Raw genomic sequence first — 17,372 nt, forward strand, 5'->3', positions numbered from 1 at the left:
GCCGCCCCGGTCACCGTACTAGCGGGGCGGCGCAAGGGCCGTGAAGCGTTCGTGGGCGGCCCGGTCGCCCAGCCGGTCGAGGGCGGCCAGCCAGCACGCCCCGGCCGTGGCGTCGCGGGCGGTCGTCACCCGCCGCCCGGCCAGCCGGGGCAGGACGGCGGCGCGCACCGGGCCGTCCGCGGTCAGCACCCCGCCCGCCAGCACCAGCGGTCCGTCGCCGGGCAGCCGGGCCGCCGTCGCGGTCAGCCGCCGGGCGGCCTCGGCGACGATGCCGGCCGCGCACTCGTCCCCGGCGGCGGCGGCCCGCGACACCAGCGGCGCGGCGGCGGCCACGAGCATCCGGTCAGCCTGGGCCAGCCGGACGATCCGGTCCGCCCGCCGCCGCGGCTCCCCCGTCACCCCGAAGTGCGCGCCCACCAGCTCGACCAGCGGCCCGTACGGCAGCCCGGCGCCCGGAGCGCGACCCACGCGTCCCTCGGGACGGCCGTCATCCACGGCGTCGCCGGGCCGGTCCAGGGCGCGGACGGCCGCGCGCACCCCCGCCCGGCCGATCCAGAACCCCCCGCCCTCGTCGCCCAGCAGCCAGCCGAGCCCGTCGGCCACCGCGGTCACCGCCCGGGCGTGGAAGCGGGCCGCCGCGGCGCCCGTCCCGGCCAGCAGCAGCGTGCCGGACGGCGCGGCGGTCCCGGCCGCGTAGGCGATCTCCACGTCGCCGACCATGCGCGGCGGCGCGGCGATGCCGCACTCGGCCCACGTCCGGCCCAGCGTCGCGGCGAAGGCGTCGTCGCCGCCCGCGACGCCGGCCACCGAGGCGGCCACCAGCGCGGGGTCCAGGCCGTCGAGCGCGCGGCGCAGGGCCTGCCCGATCGCCAGGCGGGCCGCCGCGGGCCCGTGCGCGGCCGGGTTGCCGGGGCCGGCGGTGCCGTGCCCCAGCCTGGCGCCGTCCGCCGCGTGCACGGCGGCGCGGGTGGTGGTGCCGCCGGCGTCCACCCCGGCGAAGAGCATCACCGGACCAGCCGCGCCGCGCCGGGCGCCAGCGTGAGGGTGGCCCCACACGCTTGGTAGGAGCCGGTCGCCGGGTCGAACGCCTGCGTGATCCCGTCGAGCGTGACCTCCGCCGGCCGGTCGAAGCGGGCGTTGCAGACCAGCCGCCGCTCACCGTAGTGGCCGACCAGGACGTCGCCGGCGTGCTCGGCCGACGTCCACCCGGTCAGCTCGGCCGCCACCGGGCGCAGCCAGCGGGTGTTGAGGTCGCGCACGACGCCGTAGCGCTCGGTCGGCACGCCGTCACCGCCGATGAGCGCCGGCTGGAAGCCCTCGCCGCGCGCCGGGTCGGGCGTCCAGTAGGTGAAGTACTGGATGCCGGTGTACCCGTAGGCCAGGGCGGTGTTGACCTGCCAGGCCAGCTCGGCGGCCGACGGCTCGCGGTGGCCGTCGTAGGCCAGCGTCTGGACGTACATCCAGGCCGGCAGCCCGGCCCTGCGGGCGTGCTCGCGCACGGTGGCCAGGTCGGCGAAGTAGCCCTCGTCGAACCCGCCGGTCAGTAACGGGTACCGGTCGAACGACAGCACGTCCGGCCGGACGACCCGGGCGAACTCCCCCACGTACGCGTCGTAGGGGCCGGTGGCGTGGCTCGGCAGCAGGTTGGCGTAGGCGAACGCGCCGGCCGCCCGCGCGGCGGCGACCCCGGCCGCCAGCCGCGGGAACTGCTCGGCCACCGGCTCGTCCATCAGGCTGAGGCCGCGGAAGGAGCGGAACGGGCGGTAGTCCTCGACGACCTGGGCGATCAGCGGCGCCGGGTCCACGTCCAGATCGCGCATGAGCACGTCCACCCGCGGGTCGGAGGCGACCAGCACGCCGAGCCCGGCCTCCTCGGCGCGGGCCAGGGCGTGCCGCAGGATGACCCGGTCGCTCAGGTAGTTGCCGGTGATGACCAGGTCGATCCCGGCCTCGGCGATCTCCCGGTAGCGGGCGGCCGTCGTCTCGTGCGGCGGGGGCGGCCAGAAGGCGGCGATCGTCAGGCTCACAGCGCCCCCGTCCTGATCCGGCCGGCGTAGCGGGCCACCAGGGCGTCGTTGTGCGCGTCGGAGCCGGGGATGTTGGCCGACAGGTAGACCGGCGGGACCGTGCCGTCCGCCTGGAGCTCGCCGATCGCCTCGGCCACCATGAGCTGCACGATCAGCGCCGAGGTGATGGAGGAGATGCCGCAGACCGGGCCGTGCTCGGCCGGCAGGACGGCGTCGCCGTACGGGGCCAGGTTGTCGATCACGATGTCGGCCAGCTCGAACAGCCGCTCCCCCGACGGATGCCGCGAGGTGATGGCGGTCGAGTGGGCCAGCGAGGTGATCGCGACGAGCGGCAGGCCGCGCTCCTTGACCAGCCGGGCCATCTCCACGGTCGAGCCGTTGCCGCCGGAGTTGGAGGCGATCACGAACGCGTCGGCGTCCTCCACCGTGTGCAGGGCCAGCACCTGGTGGGCGGTGGCCGGGTCGCGCTCGGCCAGCGGGTCGAAGTCGCCGGGATCGGCCGAGCCCAGCACCACCGGGTCGCGCAGGGTCAGCCGGTTGGTCGGGATGAGCCCGCCCGCGCGCCCCGCCACCTCCAGCGCCACCGCCTCCGAATGTCCCGTGCCGTAGGCGTGCAGGACGCCTCCTGCGCGCACGGTCGCCGCGACCAGCGAGCCCGCGCGCCTGATGGCGGGCAGCTGCTCGTCCATCAGCCGGTCCAGCCGCGAGCGCGTCTCGTCGGCGAAGGCCATCACAAGATCCATCAAACTGTCCTCAACGGTTCATGCCGGCGGTGAGCCCGGCGACGATCTGGCGCGTGGCCAGGATGAAGAGCACGACCAGGGGGATCGTCGTCATCACCAGGCCGGCGAAGAGCGTGCCCCAGTCGTTCTGGAACTGGCCGAAGAAGTGGGTGAGACCGACCGGCAGGGTCAGCTTGCTCTCGTCCCGCATCAGGACCAGGGGGTAGAAGAAGTCATTCCAGATCGGCACGAACTGGAAGACCACCACGGTCGCCAGCGCGGGCCGTACCAGCGGCAGCAGCACGTGCCAGAAGGTGGCGAACGGGCCCGCGCCGTCCAGGGCGGCGGCCTCGTCGAGCTCGTGCGGGAGCTGGCGGAAGAACGCGGTCAGCACGAACACGTTGAACGGCACCGACCCGGCCGCGTAGACCAGCACCAGCCCGGCCAGCGAGTCCACCAGGCCCATGCTCTCCAGCAGGTAGAACAGCGGCAGCACGCCCAGGTGGGCGGGCAGCGTCATGCCCGAGACGAAGTAGGCGGCGAACAGCCCGCGCCCCCGGAACTCCCGGCGCCCCAGCGGGTACGCCGCCAGCAACGACACCACCGCGCCCAGCAGCACCGAGCAGACCACGACGATCGCCGAGTTCACCACGTACGTGGAGAAGGAGGCGTCGGTCCAGGCCTTGGCGTAGTTGCCGAGCCCGCTGGGCCAGCCGAGCGGCTGGTCGAAGATCTCGCTGGTCGGCCGGAGCGAGCTGAGCAGCATGACCAGCAGCGGCGACATGGAGAAGACGGCGTAGCCCCACAGCAGGACCCGGATCGCCACGGCCTTCACGGCTTCCTCCTCAGGACCCGTTCGAGCAGCAGCGTCGAGCCGAAGATGAAGGTGAACATGAAGACCGCCAGCGCCGAGGACGTGCCCAGCGCGTTGACGTCGCCCGAGGCGAAGGCGGTCCGGTAGAACAGCAGGCCGAGCACGTCGGTCGCGCCCGCGGGGGCGCCGTTGGAGCCGCCCAAGGCGTAGACCAGGGCGAAGGTGCCCATGCTGCCGATGAAGCTGAGGATGGTCACGGTGGCCATGGCCGGCTTGAGCAGCGGCAGCGTGACGCGCCAGAACACCTGCCAGGAGCCGGCGCCGTCGGTCCTGGCGGCCTCGGCGTACTCCTGCGGGATGCCGCCGAGTGCGGCGCTGAACAGCAGCATCGGGAAGCCCACCCACTGCCAGCTGGTGATCAGGATGACGGTCGGCAGCGCGGTGCCGGGGTCGCCCAGCCACGGCATCGCCAGGCCCATCGGCTTGAGCAGCGCGTTGACCGGGCCGAAGGCCGGGCTGAGCAGCAGGGTCCACAGGTAGCCGATGACCAGCGGGTTGACCAGGTACGGCAGCGCGAACATGGTCTGCAGGGCCCGCTTGCCGCGCCGTACGCGGAACAGCGCCAGCGCGAAGGCCAGGCCCAGCGTGTTCTGCACCAGCATGGTGCCGGCGAAGAGCAGGAAGTTGTGCCCCAGCGCCGGCAGCAGCTGGTCCAGGAAGGCGCCCGACAGCAGGTACGCGTAGTTGTCCAGCCCGGCCGGCTGGTCGCGCAGGGTGCCCTTCCAGGAGAAGAAGCTGTAGGTCAGCCCGGTGAACAGCGGATAGACCACGAACGCCGAGTACAGGAGGAAGGCGGGGACCAGGAACAGGTACGACGATCCCCGCCGTGCGGCTAGAGCCATGTGGCCACGCTCTTGTCGAGCTGCTCGGCGGCCTCCTTGGCGCTGATGCGGCCCAGCAGCATCTCCTGCAACGCCTTGGAGAACACGGTGGCCGACGTCGGGTTGCCGTAGGCGAACTCGTTCATGAAGTAGGTGCCGCCACGCCGGGCGAAGGTGGCGGAGACCTCGTTGAGCAGCGGGTCCTTGGGGGTGACGCCGGGCACGGCGGAGAAGATGCGCAAGGTGTCGGTGTAGAGCTGGCCGTAGTCCTTGGAGGCGAGCCACGCGGCGAACTTCAGCGCCTCGGCCTTGTGCCTGGTCTTGACGTTGACGCCGTACGAGCCGTCGGTGAAGCCGGGTATGACGCCCTCCCCCTCGGGCGTGGGCGGGGTGAAGACGCCCAGGTCGACGTCCTTGGCGTGCTCGCCGAAGAAGTTCAGCTCCCACAGGCCGCCGGGGAACATGGCCGCCTTGCCGGAGGAGAACAGGATCTGCGCGTCGGTGTAGGAGACGCCGGCCACGTCGTCGGGGAAGTACGGCTTGAGCTTGTTGAGCTGGTCGATGCCCTCGACGAAGCGCGGGTCGGCGAACTTCTTGCGCTTGGCCTTGACGTCGGCGATGAACGCGTCGCCGCCCCAGTGGGCGGTGCCGAAGATGCCGGCCACGATCGGCAGCATCCAGTCGTCCTTGCCGCCGAAGGCGAACGGCACGATGCCCTTGGCCTTCAGCTTCTCGGCGGCGGCGATCATGTCGGCGTACGTCTTCGGCGGGGTGAGGCCGTTGTCGGCGAAGATCTTCTTGTTGTAGATCACCTGGAGGGTCTGGACGGCGAACGGCACGCCGTAGACCTTGCCGTCCTTGTCGCCCTTGGCGTAGCGCAGGACCTTCTCGTCGTAGGCGGCCAGGCCGGGCACGTCCTTGGTGTCGAGCGGGAGCAGCCGTCCGGCCTCGACCAGCGGCTGGAGGTTGGCGCCGGCGCGCAGCCAGGCCAGGTCGGGGCCGCTGTCGCCGGCCAGGCCGGTGGACAGGATGGTGTCGTACTCGGAGGCCGTGGTGAACGAGCGGGCGTCCACGTCGACGCCGGGGTGGAGCTTCTCGTACTCGGCGAACATCTTGTCGTAGTTCGCCTCCGGGCCCCAGCCCCAGACCGACAGGGTGATCTTGCCGGAATCGGCACTCGTCGTGGCGGAAGGGGCGCAGGCGGTGACCGCCATCGCCAAGGCGACAGCGGCGGCGGCAAGACGCATGGGGAACTCCTAGCGTGGGGGCAGGCGGTGCTTGCTGACCGCGTCGGTGGCCGCGGTGAGCAACTGGTTGCTGGTCTCGTGGGTGCGCTGGACGACGCCGATGTAGAGGCAGTCCAGGACGAGCATCTGGGTGTGCCGGGCGGCCACGCCGCCGGCGCGGAAGGGGGTGTCCTGCGCGGCGGTGGTCAGCACGATGTCGGCCACCTCGGCCAGCGGGCTGCGCGGGAAGTTGGTGACCGCGACGGTGGTGGCGCCGCGCCGCTTGGCGATGGCCAGCGGCTCGACCACTTCGGCCGTGGTGCCCGAGTGGGAGATCCCGAGCGCCACGTCGTCGCGGTCGCGGGCGTTGGCGCTGCAGACGGCGCTGTGCACGTCGGTCCACAGCGCCCCGGGGCGGCCGATGGCGTGCAGGCGCAGGTGCAGGTCCATGGCCACGCCCGCGCTGCCGGCGACCGCGAAGAAGTCGATGAACCGGGCCCGTACCAGGGCCTCGACCGCCCGGTCCACGGCCTGAAGGTCAAGCTGGGCCGCCGTCTCCTCCATGGCGCGCAGGTCGCTGGCCAGCAGGCTGCGCAGCACCAGGCTCGCGGGGTCGTCCGGGGAGAAGGCGATCAGGCCCTGCTCGCGCGGGGCGGCGTCGTTGCGGCCCAGTTCGGCGGCGAGCGCCAGCCTGAGCTCGGGGTAGCCGGCCAGGCCGAGCTGCCGGCAGAAGCGGGTGACGGTGGTGAGCGAGGTGCCGCACCGCTCCGCCAGCTCACCGATGGTCGAGGCGGCCACGGCGGCGGGCTCGGCGAGGATCGTCTCGGCGATGCGCCGGTGGGTGGCCGTGAGGGTGGGCTCGATCCCTCGGATTCTGGCCAGGATCGGTGACATGGGAGGAACCCTCCCGCTTCCCGCAAGGTATGTCAATAGTTCACATTCGACGTCCAATGTTAGAAAATTTCCCTCTTGTGTGACTCGATGGGACTATGTCACTTTCGTGGCCATGCGCAACCTCCTCATGGCGCTGGTGCTCGGCAGCACCAGCCTGCTGCCCGCCCGCGCCGACGCCGTGGACATCCAGTTACTGGCCTTCAACGACTTCCACTCCGGCTTCCCGACCAGCTTCGCCATGACGCCGTCCGGGCCGGTCGAGGCGGGCGGGGCCGAGTACCTGGCCGCCCACATGGACCGGCTCCAGCGCGACAACCCCGACGGCACGCTGCGGCTCTCGGCCGGCGACAACTACTCCTCCAGCACCATGAACGCCACCGCCCTGCACGACGAGCCGGGCATCCAGGCGCTCAACCTGATGCGCCTGGACGCCTCCAGCGTCGGCAACCACGAGTTCGACGAGGGCCTCGCCGAGTTCCGCCGGATGGAGAACGGCGGCTGCCACCCGATCGACGGGTGCGCGCTGCCCGGCTTCAAGGGCGCCGCGTTCCCCTACCTGGGCGCCAACATCGTCGACACCACCACCGGCAAGCCCGCGCTGACGCCCTACATCGTCAAGGAGGTCAAGGGCGTCAAGGTCGGCATCATCGGCGTCGACTACAAGAACGCGCTCAACGAGGCCCCCGGCCCCACCAAGCCGCTGGAGGGCCGCGACGAGGCCGAGGCGGTCAACACCTACACGGCCGAGCTCAAGGCCAAGGGGGTGCGCACGATCGTCGTCCTGATCCACCAGGGCGGCGGGCAGACCGGCGGCGGCCTGCCCAACGAGTGCAACAACCTGGCCGGGCCGATCAAGGACATCGTGCAGCGGTTCGACCCCGAGGTCGACGCCGTGATCTCCGGGCACACGCACAACCCGTACAACTGCGTGGTCAACGGCATCCCGGTCACGCAGACCTCCGCCCACACGCGCGAGCTCACCAAGGTCGTCCTGACCGTCGACCGGGCGACCGGCAACCCGACCTCCGCCAAGGCCGAGAACATCACCGTCACCCACGACATCAAGCCCGACGCCCGGATCGCCGCCCTGCGCCGCCGCACCGACGAGCAGGCGCAGAAGCTGCTCGACCGGCCGGTCGGCCTGCTCGCCCGCGACCTGACCGCCCAGCGCAACGCCGCCGGCGAGTCCACCGTCGGCCACGCCCTGGCCGACGCCCGCCTGTTCGCCACCTCCGCCGCCGAGAACGGCGGCGCCCAGATCGCCGTCCAGCCGCCCTACGGCGGCGGCATCGGCGGCGACCTGATCGTCAACCCCACCGGCAACGAGATGTCGAACCTGGTGACGCACGGCAAGGCGCTGCGCGTACAGCCGTTCGGCAACATGCTCGTCACCATGACGCTCACCGGCGCCCAGCTCGAACGGCTGCTGGAGCAGCAGTGGTGCGGCCAGAGCACCGCGCGCGTGCTCGGCGTCTCGCAGGGACTCACCTACACCTACGACAACGCCAGACCCGCCTGCGACCGCGTCGACCCGGCGAGCATCAAGCTCAACGGCGCCGTCGTCGACCCCGCCGCGAAGTACCGCCTGACCGCCAACTCCTTCGTCGCGACCGGCGGCGACGGCTTCTCGGTGCTGACCGAGGGCACCGAGCGGGTGGAGAAGGTCCGCGACATCGAGGCGTTCGAGTCCTACATCCGGGCCAAGAGCCCACTGCCCGCCCCGGCCCTGAACCGGGTCACCCGGGTGAACTAACCGCCTTGCTCCCGCCCGCCATGCTCCCGGCGGACCACGGCCCGGCCATCCGGGAGGCGGGTTGAACCCGGACGAACCTGCCGCGAATCTCACGGGCTGACCGATGACATCTGCATCTGTTCGCCGCCGTCCTCCGGGGTGCAGGCTGAGGCCCTCGACATCCCCCGAGGAAGGCGGCGACGACCCCTCATGACCCTGCCGCTCACCCTGGTCCGGCCCCGGCGGCCGGGCCGGGCCGCCGTCCGGCCGGGCGGCCTACCCTGGTCACCCGGGGAACGTCGACGGGTGGTGGGCAGGGTGGCGGGCAGGGCGGAGTTCTGGCGGTCCGGCCGGGTCGTCCGGGTGGCGCCGGTCGTCGCCGTCGTGTGCAGCGCCCTGCTGCCGCTGCTGCAGGTGACGCTGTCGTTCGGCTACGAGGGCAACGACAGCCGCACCGGGCTGTGGAGCCTGGCCGCGACCGCGGCCTACCTCCCCCTGCACCTGCGCCACGTCTGGCACGCCGCGCACGCCCGCCGTCCGCCGGCCGGTCGCTGGACGTTCGCGGTCATGGCCGTCGTCGTGCTCGGCGTGACGCCCCTGGCCGGGAACATGTGGCCGCGGGCGTACGCGGGGCTCGTGGTGTCGGCCGTGCTGGTGCTGCCGGCGCCGTGGTCGTACCTGGTCTGGGTGACCCTGGTGGCGGCGGCCGCGCCGGTGGCGCTGCTGCTGGGCCTGCCGTGGCAGGTGGCGTCGTGGCCGGCGTTCTCGGTGCTGTGCGGCAGCGGGGCGTTGCTGCTGCTCGTCTGGCTCGCCGCGGCGCTGACCCGGCTGCAGGCGGCCAGGGAGGCGCTGGCCCAGCAGGCGGTCGCGCAGGAGCGGCGGCGCATCGACGACGACCTGCGCCGCACGCTCGGCGGCGCGCTGGAGTCGATCGCCGCCCGCGGCGAACGCGCGGCGGCGGCCCTGACCCCCGGCGGCGCTCCTGGCGGTACCCCCGGCAGCGCTCCTGGCGGCACCCCCGGCCCCTCCCCCGGGCTGGCGGCGGAGCTCGGGCGGATCGCCGACGACTCGCGCCGCACGCTGGCCGAGGCCAGACGGCGGGTGCGCGGCTACCGGCAGCCGTCGCTGCGGGCCGAGCTGGAGACGGCCGCCACGCTGCTGTCGGCGGCGGGCCTGCCGACCCGCCTGGAACTGCCCAGGCAGGGCGTCCCCGAGACGATCCCGCCCGGCCCGCGGGCGGCCCTGCGCGCCGTCGTCACCCGCCTGCTGCGCGCCGACGGCGTGCGCGCCTGCACGATCGCCGCCACCGTCGCGGACGGCCGGGTGCTGCTGGAGGTCCGCGCCGACGACGTGACCGAGACGATCGAGGTGCCGGCATGACCGCGCAGATCCCGCCGGCCTGGGTGCTGCGGCATCCGCACCGGCCGTTCGTCGCGCTGCACGTCCCGCTGGCCGCGCAGGTGCCGGTCTACATCGGCATGGGCATGGAGGGGCCGTCCGGGGACCCCGTCCTGGCGGGCCTGGGCGTCCTGGTGGCCCTCGCGCTCCAGCTCCGCCACAGCCTGGCCGCCTCCCGCGGCGTGCGCCCGGCGGGCTGGCCGTGGACCCTGGCGGCGCTCCTGTTGCTGGCGAACCTGCCCCTGTGGTGGCTGGCCACGCAGTGGGAGGGCGTGACCGTCTTCGCCCTGGCCTCGATCGTCATGCTGCTGCGCGGCCCCGCGCGGGCGGTGGCCGCCGTCGCGCAGGTCCTGCACCCCGCCGCGCTGGAGGTGGCGCAGATGCTGCACGACGGCGACACGGTCCCGCACGCCCTCCTGCTGGCCGTCTACCCCGTGCTCGGCGTGGCCGTGTTCGGCGGGGCGCTGGTCGCCGGGGCCCGCCTGGTGCTGCTGCTGGAGGAGCTGGAGGCCACCCGGGCCGAGCTGGCCGCGGCCGCGGTAGGCGAGGAACGGGTGCGGGTCTCGCGCGACCTGCACGACCTGCTTGGCCAGAGCCTGTCGGCCATCTCCCTCAAGGGCGACCTGGCCCTGCGGCTGCTCGTCAAGGACGCCGGCGCGGCCCGTGCCGAGATCGAGAGCCTGACCGGAGTCGCCCGCGACGCCCTCAGGGACGTCCGCGCGATCACCCGCGACGAGCTGGCCGTGTCGCTGCGCACCGAGATCGACGGCGCGGCGGCCCTGCTCGGCGCGGCCGGGGTCGGCACCCGGCTCGACGTGGCCGCGCTGCCGTCGCTGTCGGGTCCGGCCCACGACGCGCTGGCGTGGGCCATCCGCGAGGGCACCACCAACCTGCTGCGGCACAGCGAGGCCACGACCTGCGCGATCACCGTGGCCCGCGGCGGCGGCAGGGTACGGTTGGAGATCGTCAACGACGGCGTGCGCGGTGTCGGGGGGCCAGGGTCGGGGCTCGCCGGGGTGACCGAACGCGCCCGCGCGGCGTCCGGCTCGTCGTCCACCGCCGTCCACGACGGCCGTTTCCGGTTGTCGGTCGAGGTTCCCGAGGAAGGCCCGTGATCCGCGTACTGATCGCCGAGGACATGCACATGATCCGCTCGGCCCTGGTCGCCCTGCTCTCGCTGGAGGACGACATGGAGGTCGTGGCCGAGATCGAGCGCGGCGACGAGGTGCTGTCCGCCGCCCTCCGGGTGCGCCCGGACGTCGCGGTGCTCGACATCGACATGCCCGGCCTGGACGGCCTGTCGGCCGCCGAGCAGCTGTCGCAGCGGCTGCCGGACTGCCGCACACTTGTGCTCACCGGGCTCAGCCAGCCGGGGAACCTGCTGCGCGCGCTGAAGGTGCACGCGCGGGGGTTCATCGTCAAGGACGCCCCCGCCCAGACCCTGACCGACGGCATCCGGCGCATCGCCCGCGGCGAACGGGTGATCGACCCCGAGCTGGTCGCCGCCGCCCTGGAGACCGGCAGCAGCCCGCTCACCGCCCGGGAGACCGAGGTGCTGCGCGCCGCCGCGTCCGGCATCCGCACCGCGCAGATCGCCACCCAGCTCTCGTTGTCGCAGGCCACCGTGCGCAACTACCTGTCGAACGCGATCAGCAAGGTCGGCGGGCGCAACCGCATCGACGCCATCCGCATCTCCCGCGACGCGGGCTGGCTCTGAGCCGCCGGGGTCTTCGGCCACGGCCTCAGACCGCGTACTCCTTGAGCGGGACCGCGTCGTCGACGTCGTCCGGCATGGGCTCGTCCGGCGCGCCGAAGAACCAGCGGGCCGCGGCCCGGCCGTGCCGCTGGTTGCGCTCGACGTAGTCGCGCATCCGGTGCTCGTAGGCGGCCAGGCCCGTGGCGTGGTCGGGGGCCTCGGCCAGCTCCCCGGCCAGCACGTACGCGCCGATCAGGGCCTGTGAGGTGCCGCGGCCGGAGGTCGGCGCCGCGCAGTGGGCCGCGTCGCCCAGCAGCGTGACCCGGCCGTTCGTCCAGGTGTCCATGACGACCTGGCCGGAGGAGTCGAAGAAGAACTCCTCGGCCTCCCGCATGGCCGTCAGCAGCCGGGGCACCTGCCAGCCCGCTCCCGCGTAGTGCTCGGCCACCAGGCGTTCCTGCTGGGCGCGGTCGCGCCGGTCGTAGGCCAGGTCGTCGGCGGCGAACGACAGGCCGACCCGCAGCTCGGTGTTGCCGTGGGCGGTGAAGGCCAGGGCGCTGCGGCCGGGGGTGTTGTGCATCAGGCCCGCGTCCCGCAGGTCCAGGATGTTGCCGGTGGTGAACAGCGCGCCGTAGATGCCGAGATTGCGCACGTAACGCGACTCGGGGCCGAAGGCGAGCGCGCGCACCTTGGAGTGCATCCCATCGGCGCCGACCACCAGGTCGAACGTGCGCGGCGCGGCCTTGTCGAAGCGCACCCGCACCTCGGCCGCGTCCTGGTCGAGCGCGGTGACGGTGTCGTCGAACAGGTACTCGACGGTGTCGCGGGTGGCCTCGTAAAGGACCTTCGTGACGTCGGACTTGAGCACCTCCAGCTCGCCGGAGATCGCGCTCGCGGGCAGCACGGCCAGCGCGTCGCCGGCCTCGTCGACCAGCGTCATGGAGGTCATCGTGGTCGCGTGCCGGCGCATCTCGGCCAGCAGGCCCATGCGGTCCAGCACGTCCAGGGCCGAGCCGCGGAAGTCGATGGCCGCGCCGCCGCCGCGCGGGGCCGGGGCGCGCTCGACGATCGTGACCTGGTGGCCGTGACGGTGCAGCCAGTAGGCGAGGGCGGGGCCGGCGACGCTGCCGCCGGAGATCAGGATGCGCATTGCCATGTCCTCTTTCGTCGGTGAACGCTCCACACCGTACGCAGATTTGGGCAAACGCGCAAGACGGGCGTCTAAGGCATCCGTGCTAGGCTTCGGGCCATGGGAAATCGCGAAGACCTGCTGGCCGGGGCGCGGCGCTGCCTGGAGGAGAAGGGCTGGGGGCGCACCACCGTCCGCGACATCGCCACGGCCTCGGGCGTGAGCATGGCCGCCATCGGCTACCACTTCGGCTCGCGTGAGGCGCTGCTCAACGCGGCCCTGATCGAGGCCATGGGCGAATGGGGAGAGAAGGTCGGCGCGGCGCTGGCCGCCCTCGACGACCCCGGCAGGTCACCCGCCGAGAGCTTCGAGGCGCTGTGGGCGCAGCTGATCGGCTCGATCAACGAGCACCGCACGTTGTGGCTGGCCAACCTGGAGGCGCTGGTCCAGGCCGAGCACTCGCCGGAGCTGCGCGAGCAGCTCGTGGCCGGTCAGCGCGAGGGGCGGCGGGGCATGGCCGCGCAGCTCACCGGGGTGCCGGAGGAGGAGATCGGCGACGGCGAGGTGCGCGCCGTCGGCTCGGTGCAGCTCGCGCTGCTGTTCGGGGTGATGGCCCAGTGGCTCAACGACCCGCAGGCCGCGCCCTCGGCCGCCGACATGATCGAGGGGCTGCGAACCGTCACCACCCGGTTCGGGCTGGTCAGGTGAGCGAGGCGACGATCACCCGGGTGGCCTCGGCGATCAGCGCCTTCCTGGGCGGCGTGCCGTAGCCGGGGCGGTCGGTCATGACGGCCACCACCATCGGCGCCGCGCCGGGCGGCCACACCACGGCGATGTCGTTGGCCCTGCCGTAGTTGCCGGTCCCGGTCTTGTGCGCCAGCTTCCAGCCTTTGGGCAGGCCGGCCCTGACGCGCGCCGCACCGGTGGTCGTCCGCAGCAGCCAGTCTTCGAGCAGCGCGCGCTTGGCCGGGGGCAGCACGTCGCCGAGCAGGATCTCCCGGTAGTCGGCGGCGATCGCGCGCGGGGTGGTGGTGTCGCGCGGGTTCTTCGGGCCCATCCTGTTGAGCTCGGGCTCGTAGTGGTCGATGCGGCTGACCCGGTCGCCCAGCCCGCGCAGGAAGGCGGTGAGCCGGGCCGGCCCGCCGGCGTCGCGCATCAGCAGGTTGCCCGCGGTGCCGTCGCTGTGCCGGATGGCGGCGTCGCAGAGCTGCCGGACGGTCATGCCGGTGGCGACGTGCCGCCGGGTGATCGGCGAGATGGAGTCGATGTCGGCCCAGGTGTAGGTGACGCGGTCGTCCAGGTGGCCGAGCGGGTTGCGGTGCAGGACCGCCGCCGCGGCCAGGGCCTTGAAGGTGGAGCAGAACGCGAAGCGCTCGTCGGCGCGGTGGGCCAGCGTGGCGCCGGTGCCGGTGGCCAGCGCGTACACGCCGAGGCGGGCGCCGTGCCGGCGTTCGAGCGCGGCCAGGCGCGCCGCCGCCGACGGCCTCGCACTGGGCGCGGGCGACGCGGACGGGGACGGGGTCCCCGCAGGCCGGGCGGGCGGCTCGGCCGTACGGCGGACGTCGGCGCCGAAGGCCGTCAGCGGCAGCAGGGCCGCCACCGTCACCAGGGCACGCCGCGATGGCTCGTCGGACATATGGTGCTCCCCGCTTCCCCCGACCGGTGATCTTCCCGCCACCACCCTAGGCGTGCCGCCCAGGTCAGGCTGCTTTGCCAACCGTTGAATGACCGTTTAATATCCTGAACGTGCCATCAGGAGAGCGGACGTTCGTCGAGGAGACCCGGCGGGCCCAGATCATCGACTGCGCCGTCGAGGCTCTGGCGACGCTCGGATACCAGCAGGCGTCGATGGCGAAGATCGCCAAACTGGCCGGCATCACGCCGGGCCTGATCGCCTACTACTTCGGCAGCAAGGACGAGCTGATCGAGGCGGTCGTCGCGCACGCGGTCAAGCTCGCCACCGACCTGATGGTGCCGCGCATCCTGGCGCAGACCACCGCCACCGACGGGCTGCGCGTCTACTTCGAGACCAACCTCGAATTCATGCGGGTGCACCGCAAACCCCTGCTGGCGCTGGTCGAGATCATCACCCACGACCACGACGGGCCCTACGCGGGCCAGCAGGGCACCGCGATCGACGACATCGAGAAGCTGCTGGCGTGGGGCCAGCAGACCGGCGAGTTCCGGCAGTTCGAGCTGCGGCCGATGGCGATCGCGATCCGCGGCGCCATCGACGCCGTGCCGAGCTACGTGCTGAAGGACCCCGACTACGACCTCAGCACCCTCGCCGCCGAACTGGCCACCATCTTCACCCTCGCCACCAGGAGAACTTCATGACGCCGGCGCTCGAGATCAACGGGCTGACCAAGAGATTCGGTGACAAGGTCGCCGTCGACGCGATCCACCTCACCGTCCCCCAGGGGTCGTTCTTCGGGCTCGTCGGCCAGAACGGCGCCGGCAAGACCACCACCCTGTCCATGGCCGTCGGCCTGCTGCGCCCCGACGCGGGCGGCGCCACGATCCTCGGCCAGGACGTCTGGTCGGCGCCGGAGCAGGCCAAGGCCCTGGTCGGGGTGCTGCCCGACGGCATGGCCATGCCCGAGCGGCTGACCGGCCGCGAAGTGCTCACCTACCTCGGCCTGCTGCGCGGCCTGCCCAAGGACGAGGTGGCCCGGCGCGCCGACGAGCTGCTGGCCGTGCTGGAACTGGACGGCGCCGGCACCACGCTGGTCATCGAGTACTCCACCGGCATGCGCAAGAAGATCGGGCTGGCCACCGCGCTGCTGCACGCGCCCCGGCTGCTCGTGCTGGACGAGCCGTTCGAGGCGGTCGACCCGGTCTCGGCCGCCACGATCAAGCGGATCCTGCGCGGGTTCGTCGCGAACGGCGGCTCGATCGTGCTCTCCAGCCACGTCATGGCCCTGGTGGAGCAGCTCTGCGACCGGGTCGCGGTGATCGACAAGGGCACGGTGGCCGCGGCCGGCACCCTCGACGAGGTGCGCGGCGGCCGCTCGCTGGAGGACACCTTCGTCGCCCTCGTCGGCAACGACGACACCGGCGTAAAGGAGCTGTCGTGGCTGTCGCGCTGACCCCGCCGAACACCGCCGACATCTTGGCCACCATGGTCCGGATGAAGGTCGCGCTGCTGCGCCACGCCTTCCAGGGCACCCGGGCCCAGACCGCGGGCACGGGCGCCGCGCTGGGCGCGCTGCTCGCCGCCGGGACGATCTACCTGGCCGTCGCCGACCCCGAGCTGCTGGCCGCCGCCTACGCGGTGTGGCTGCTGGGCTGGGTGCTCGGCCCCGTCTTCATGGGCGGCGGCGACGAGACATTGCGGCCGGAGTACTTCACGATGCTCGGCCTGCCGCCGCGCCGCCTGGCGTCCGGGCTGCTGGTGGCGGCCTTCGTCGGCGTCGCGCCGCTGGTCAGCCTGACCGCGCTGCTCGGCCTGCCGATCGCGGGCGCGCGGCTCGGGCCGGCCGGCGCCCTGGTCGCCGTGCCCGCGATGGTGTTGCAGCTGGCCGTGTTCGTGCTGCTGTCGAAGCTCGCGGTGGCGCTGGTCGGGCAGGCGCTGCGCTCCCGGGCGGGCGCGATCGCCTCCGGCGTGCTCAACGGCGCGATCCTGGCGGTGCTCGGCCAGATCTGGATCTTCTTCGTGGCCTTCGGCCGGACCGGCATGCCGTCGTTCGTCCGGTATCTGCCCTCCGGGTGGGGGCTGCTGGCCGTCCAGGGCGACTGGTGGGCGCTGGCCGCCCTGGCGATCCTGGCCGTGCTGCTGCTCGGCGCGTGGGCGGTGCTGCTGGGGCGGCGTGCGGGGGCGACGCAGCGGTCCGGGCGCACCCGTCGTCCGATGACGGCCGCCACCGCCAACGGCGCGATCGTCGCCAAGGAGCTGCGCACCTGGTCGCGTGACCTGGTGCGCAGCCACCAGCTCACGTTCGCGCTGTCGTACGCCGTCTGCTTCGCCGCGGTCCCGCTGGTCGTCGGCTGGAACGGCATGCTGCCCTACGCGGGCCCGATCTTCGTCGTGATGGCCGCGGCCATGGCCGCCAACCAGTACGGCGCCGACGGCACCGCGCTCTGGCTGACCCTGATGACCCCCGGCGCGAGCGACGTGCGCGGCCGGCAGCTGGCGTGGCTGACGGCGCAGACGCCGGTGGCGGCCCTGCTGACCGTGGCGTTCACCGCGGTCACCGGCGGTCCGTGGCCGCTGGTCCTGGCGCTGCTGGCGGCCCTGCTGGGCGGCGCGGCCGGCCTGGTGCCGCTGATCTCGGTGTACGGGCTGGTGCCCGGCACCGACCCGCACCGCCGCGCCGGCAACCCGCTGCGCACCAGCGAGGACGACGGCGGCCTGACCGGGCTGGCCTACCTGACCCTCGCCCTGGTGGCCCTCACCGGGCTGCCCGCGGCGCTGGTCGCCCTCCGGTACGGCTGGGCCGGGGTCGCCGTCGGCGTCCTGACGGGGGCGCTGTGCGTCTGGGGCCTCGGCCTGCTCGCCGAACGCCGCCTGCGCGCGCAGGGCCCCGAGCTGCTGGACCTGATGCGCACCGGCCGCAGGCAGCGGCCCGCCGTCGCCTCCCGCTTCGACCGGCTGTCCAACACGCAGCGCATGATCACCTGGTGGTGCTTCGGCCTCGGCGCGATCCCGCTGGTGCCCCAGGGCATCCTCGCGGCCGTCTTCGTCTCCAACGACATGCTGCGCCACTCCTGGTTCCTGGCCACGTACCTGCCGTCGGGGCTGCGCTACCCGGTCGCCGCCGGGTTCGTCCTGCTCGGCCTGGCGATGTACGGCCTGGGCCTGTGGATGATCAGGCCGCGCCCGTCCCAGTAGGTTTTGACACCCCCTACGGCTA

Annotated in this window: 17 protein-coding genes; 8 read left to right on the plus strand and 9 right to left on the minus strand. The window is 73.2% G+C overall.

Annotation, left to right across the window (positions count from 1 at the left end; genetic code table 11):
* Positions 1-18: 18 nt before the first annotated feature.
* From ABT158_RS23120 to ABT158_RS23150, 7 genes are read right to left on the minus strand one after another with little or no spacing between them, the layout of a single operon-like run.
* On the minus strand, positions 19-1,005 hold the full coding sequence (locus tag ABT158_RS23120) for a BadF/BadG/BcrA/BcrD ATPase family protein (protein WP_352356479.1): 987 nt from the start codon (positions 1,003-1,005) through the stop codon (positions 19-21).
* The gene (locus tag ABT158_RS23125; protein ID WP_352356481.1) at positions 1,005-2,027 is read right to left on the minus strand and encodes a hypothetical protein; all 1,023 of its coding nucleotides are present in this window, start codon (positions 2,025-2,027) and stop codon (positions 1,005-1,007) included. The genes ABT158_RS23120 and ABT158_RS23125 overlap by 1 nt, the downstream gene beginning before the upstream one ends.
* Entirely contained in the window at positions 2,024-2,770 is a 747-nt protein-coding gene (locus ABT158_RS23130) for a sugar isomerase domain-containing protein (RefSeq protein WP_352356483.1), read from the minus strand. Before ABT158_RS23130 ends, ABT158_RS23125 begins: the two co-directional genes overlap by 4 nt.
* A gap of 10 nt (positions 2,771-2,780) precedes the next feature.
* On the minus strand, positions 2,781-3,584 hold the full coding sequence (locus ABT158_RS23135; protein ID WP_352356485.1) for a carbohydrate ABC transporter permease: 804 nt from the start codon (positions 3,582-3,584) through the stop codon (positions 2,781-2,783).
* A complete protein-coding gene (locus tag ABT158_RS23140; RefSeq protein ID WP_352356487.1) occupies positions 3,581-4,465 on the minus strand; it encodes a carbohydrate ABC transporter permease in 885 nt (294 codons plus the stop codon). Before ABT158_RS23140 ends, ABT158_RS23135 begins: the two co-directional genes overlap by 4 nt.
* Positions 4,456-5,691, minus strand: a complete 1,236-nt coding sequence (locus ABT158_RS23145) for an ABC transporter substrate-binding protein (protein ID WP_352356489.1) — start codon at positions 5,689-5,691, stop codon at positions 4,456-4,458. The genes ABT158_RS23140 and ABT158_RS23145 overlap by 10 nt, the downstream gene beginning before the upstream one ends.
* A gap of 9 nt (positions 5,692-5,700) precedes the next feature.
* Positions 5,701-6,564, minus strand: coding sequence for a MurR/RpiR family transcriptional regulator (locus tag ABT158_RS23150; protein WP_352356491.1), 864 nt, complete (start codon positions 6,562-6,564; stop codon positions 5,701-5,703).
* Between the two features lie 112 nt (positions 6,565-6,676).
* Here ABT158_RS23150 and ABT158_RS23155 point away from each other — a divergent pair, with 112 nt between their 5' ends.
* The 4 genes from ABT158_RS23155 to ABT158_RS23170 all read left to right on the plus strand — a co-directional run bounded on the left by ABT158_RS23155 (position 6,677) and on the right by ABT158_RS23170 (position 11,411).
* Positions 6,677-8,317, plus strand: coding sequence for a bifunctional metallophosphatase/5'-nucleotidase (locus ABT158_RS23155; protein WP_352356493.1), 1,641 nt, complete (start codon positions 6,677-6,679; stop codon positions 8,315-8,317).
* Between the two features lie 189 nt (positions 8,318-8,506).
* Positions 8,507-9,676: a hypothetical protein gene (locus ABT158_RS23160; protein WP_352356495.1), complete on the plus strand. Its 1,170-nt coding sequence runs from the start codon at positions 8,507-8,509 to the stop codon at positions 9,674-9,676.
* Positions 9,673-10,809, plus strand: coding sequence for a sensor histidine kinase (locus ABT158_RS23165; RefSeq protein ID WP_352356497.1), 1,137 nt, complete (start codon positions 9,673-9,675; stop codon positions 10,807-10,809). Before ABT158_RS23160 ends, ABT158_RS23165 begins: the two co-directional genes overlap by 4 nt.
* Positions 10,806-11,411 (plus strand): response regulator transcription factor, encoded by a 606-nt coding sequence (locus ABT158_RS23170; protein ID WP_352356499.1) that lies wholly within the window; start codon positions 10,806-10,808, stop codon positions 11,409-11,411. Before ABT158_RS23165 ends, ABT158_RS23170 begins: the two co-directional genes overlap by 4 nt.
* 25 nt (positions 11,412-11,436) lie before the next feature.
* Here ABT158_RS23170 and ABT158_RS23175 read toward each other — a convergent pair whose 3' ends face one another.
* Positions 11,437-12,546, minus strand: coding sequence for an FAD-dependent monooxygenase (locus ABT158_RS23175; RefSeq protein ID WP_352356501.1), 1,110 nt, complete (start codon positions 12,544-12,546; stop codon positions 11,437-11,439).
* A gap of 93 nt (positions 12,547-12,639) precedes the next feature.
* On the opposite strand from ABT158_RS23175, the gene ABT158_RS23180 reads away from it, so the two are divergent.
* Complete coding sequence (locus ABT158_RS23180; protein ID WP_352356503.1) at positions 12,640-13,227, plus strand: TetR/AcrR family transcriptional regulator; 588 nt, start codon at positions 12,640-12,642, stop codon at positions 13,225-13,227.
* Here the strand turns inward: ABT158_RS23180 and bla are convergent.
* Positions 13,220-14,155, minus strand: a complete 936-nt coding sequence (gene bla, locus ABT158_RS23185) for a class A beta-lactamase (protein WP_352356505.1) — start codon at positions 14,153-14,155, stop codon at positions 13,220-13,222. The two genes, ABT158_RS23180 and bla, sit on opposite strands and share 8 nt — an antisense overlap.
* Positions 14,156-14,265: 110 nt before the next feature.
* Here bla and ABT158_RS23190 point away from each other — a divergent pair, with 110 nt between their 5' ends.
* The 3 genes from ABT158_RS23190 to ABT158_RS23200 are packed head-to-tail and all read left to right on the plus strand — an operon-like array spanning position 14,266 to position 17,350.
* Positions 14,266-14,856, plus strand: a complete 591-nt coding sequence (locus tag ABT158_RS23190) for a TetR/AcrR family transcriptional regulator (RefSeq protein WP_352356507.1) — start codon at positions 14,266-14,268, stop codon at positions 14,854-14,856.
* Complete coding sequence (locus tag ABT158_RS23195; protein ID WP_352356509.1) at positions 14,853-15,608, plus strand: ABC transporter ATP-binding protein; 756 nt, start codon at positions 14,853-14,855, stop codon at positions 15,606-15,608. The genes ABT158_RS23190 and ABT158_RS23195 overlap by 4 nt, the downstream gene beginning before the upstream one ends.
* Positions 15,593-17,350 (plus strand): hypothetical protein, encoded by a 1,758-nt coding sequence (locus ABT158_RS23200; RefSeq protein WP_352356512.1) that lies wholly within the window; start codon positions 15,593-15,595, stop codon positions 17,348-17,350. Before ABT158_RS23195 ends, ABT158_RS23200 begins: the two co-directional genes overlap by 16 nt.
* Positions 17,351-17,372 lie beyond the last annotated feature (22 nt).

Origin of the sequence: Nonomuraea sp. NPDC001636 (genome assembly GCF_040298265.1) — a bacterium.
Lineage (GTDB): Bacteria > Actinomycetota > Actinomycetes > Streptosporangiales > Streptosporangiaceae > Nonomuraea.

Excerpts from the sequence above, each read along its gene's own strand:
- ABT158_RS23130 (WP_352356483.1), bottom strand. The coding sequence starts at position 2,770 with ATGGATCTTGTGATGGCCTTCGCCGACGAGACGCGCTCGCGGCTGGAC.
- ABT158_RS23165 (WP_352356497.1), top strand. The coding sequence starts at position 9,673 with ATGACCGCGCAGATCCCGCCGGCCTGGGTGCTGCGGCATCCGCACCGG.
- bla (WP_352356505.1), bottom strand. The coding sequence starts at position 14,155 with ATGTCCGACGAGCCATCGCGGCGTGCCCTGGTGACGGTGGCGGCCCTG.
- ABT158_RS23160 (WP_352356495.1), top strand. The coding sequence starts at position 8,507 with ATGACCCTGCCGCTCACCCTGGTCCGGCCCCGGCGGCCGGGCCGGGCC.
- ABT158_RS23195 (WP_352356509.1), top strand. The coding sequence starts at position 14,853 with ATGACGCCGGCGCTCGAGATCAACGGGCTGACCAAGAGATTCGGTGAC.
- ABT158_RS23150 (WP_352356491.1), bottom strand. The coding sequence starts at position 6,564 with ATGTCACCGATCCTGGCCAGAATCCGAGGGATCGAGCCCACCCTCACG.
- ABT158_RS23145 (WP_352356489.1), bottom strand. The coding sequence starts at position 5,691 with ATGCGTCTTGCCGCCGCCGCTGTCGCCTTGGCGATGGCGGTCACCGCC.
- ABT158_RS23140 (WP_352356487.1), bottom strand. The coding sequence starts at position 4,465 with ATGGCTCTAGCCGCACGGCGGGGATCGTCGTACCTGTTCCTGGTCCCC.
- ABT158_RS23155 (WP_352356493.1), top strand. The coding sequence starts at position 6,677 with ATGCGCAACCTCCTCATGGCGCTGGTGCTCGGCAGCACCAGCCTGCTG.
- ABT158_RS23175 (WP_352356501.1), bottom strand. The coding sequence starts at position 12,546 with ATGGCAATGCGCATCCTGATCTCCGGCGGCAGCGTCGCCGGCCCCGCC.
- ABT158_RS23180 (WP_352356503.1), top strand. The coding sequence starts at position 12,640 with ATGGGAAATCGCGAAGACCTGCTGGCCGGGGCGCGGCGCTGCCTGGAG.
- ABT158_RS23120 (WP_352356479.1), bottom strand. The coding sequence starts at position 1,005 with ATGCTCTTCGCCGGGGTGGACGCCGGCGGCACCACCACCCGCGCCGCC.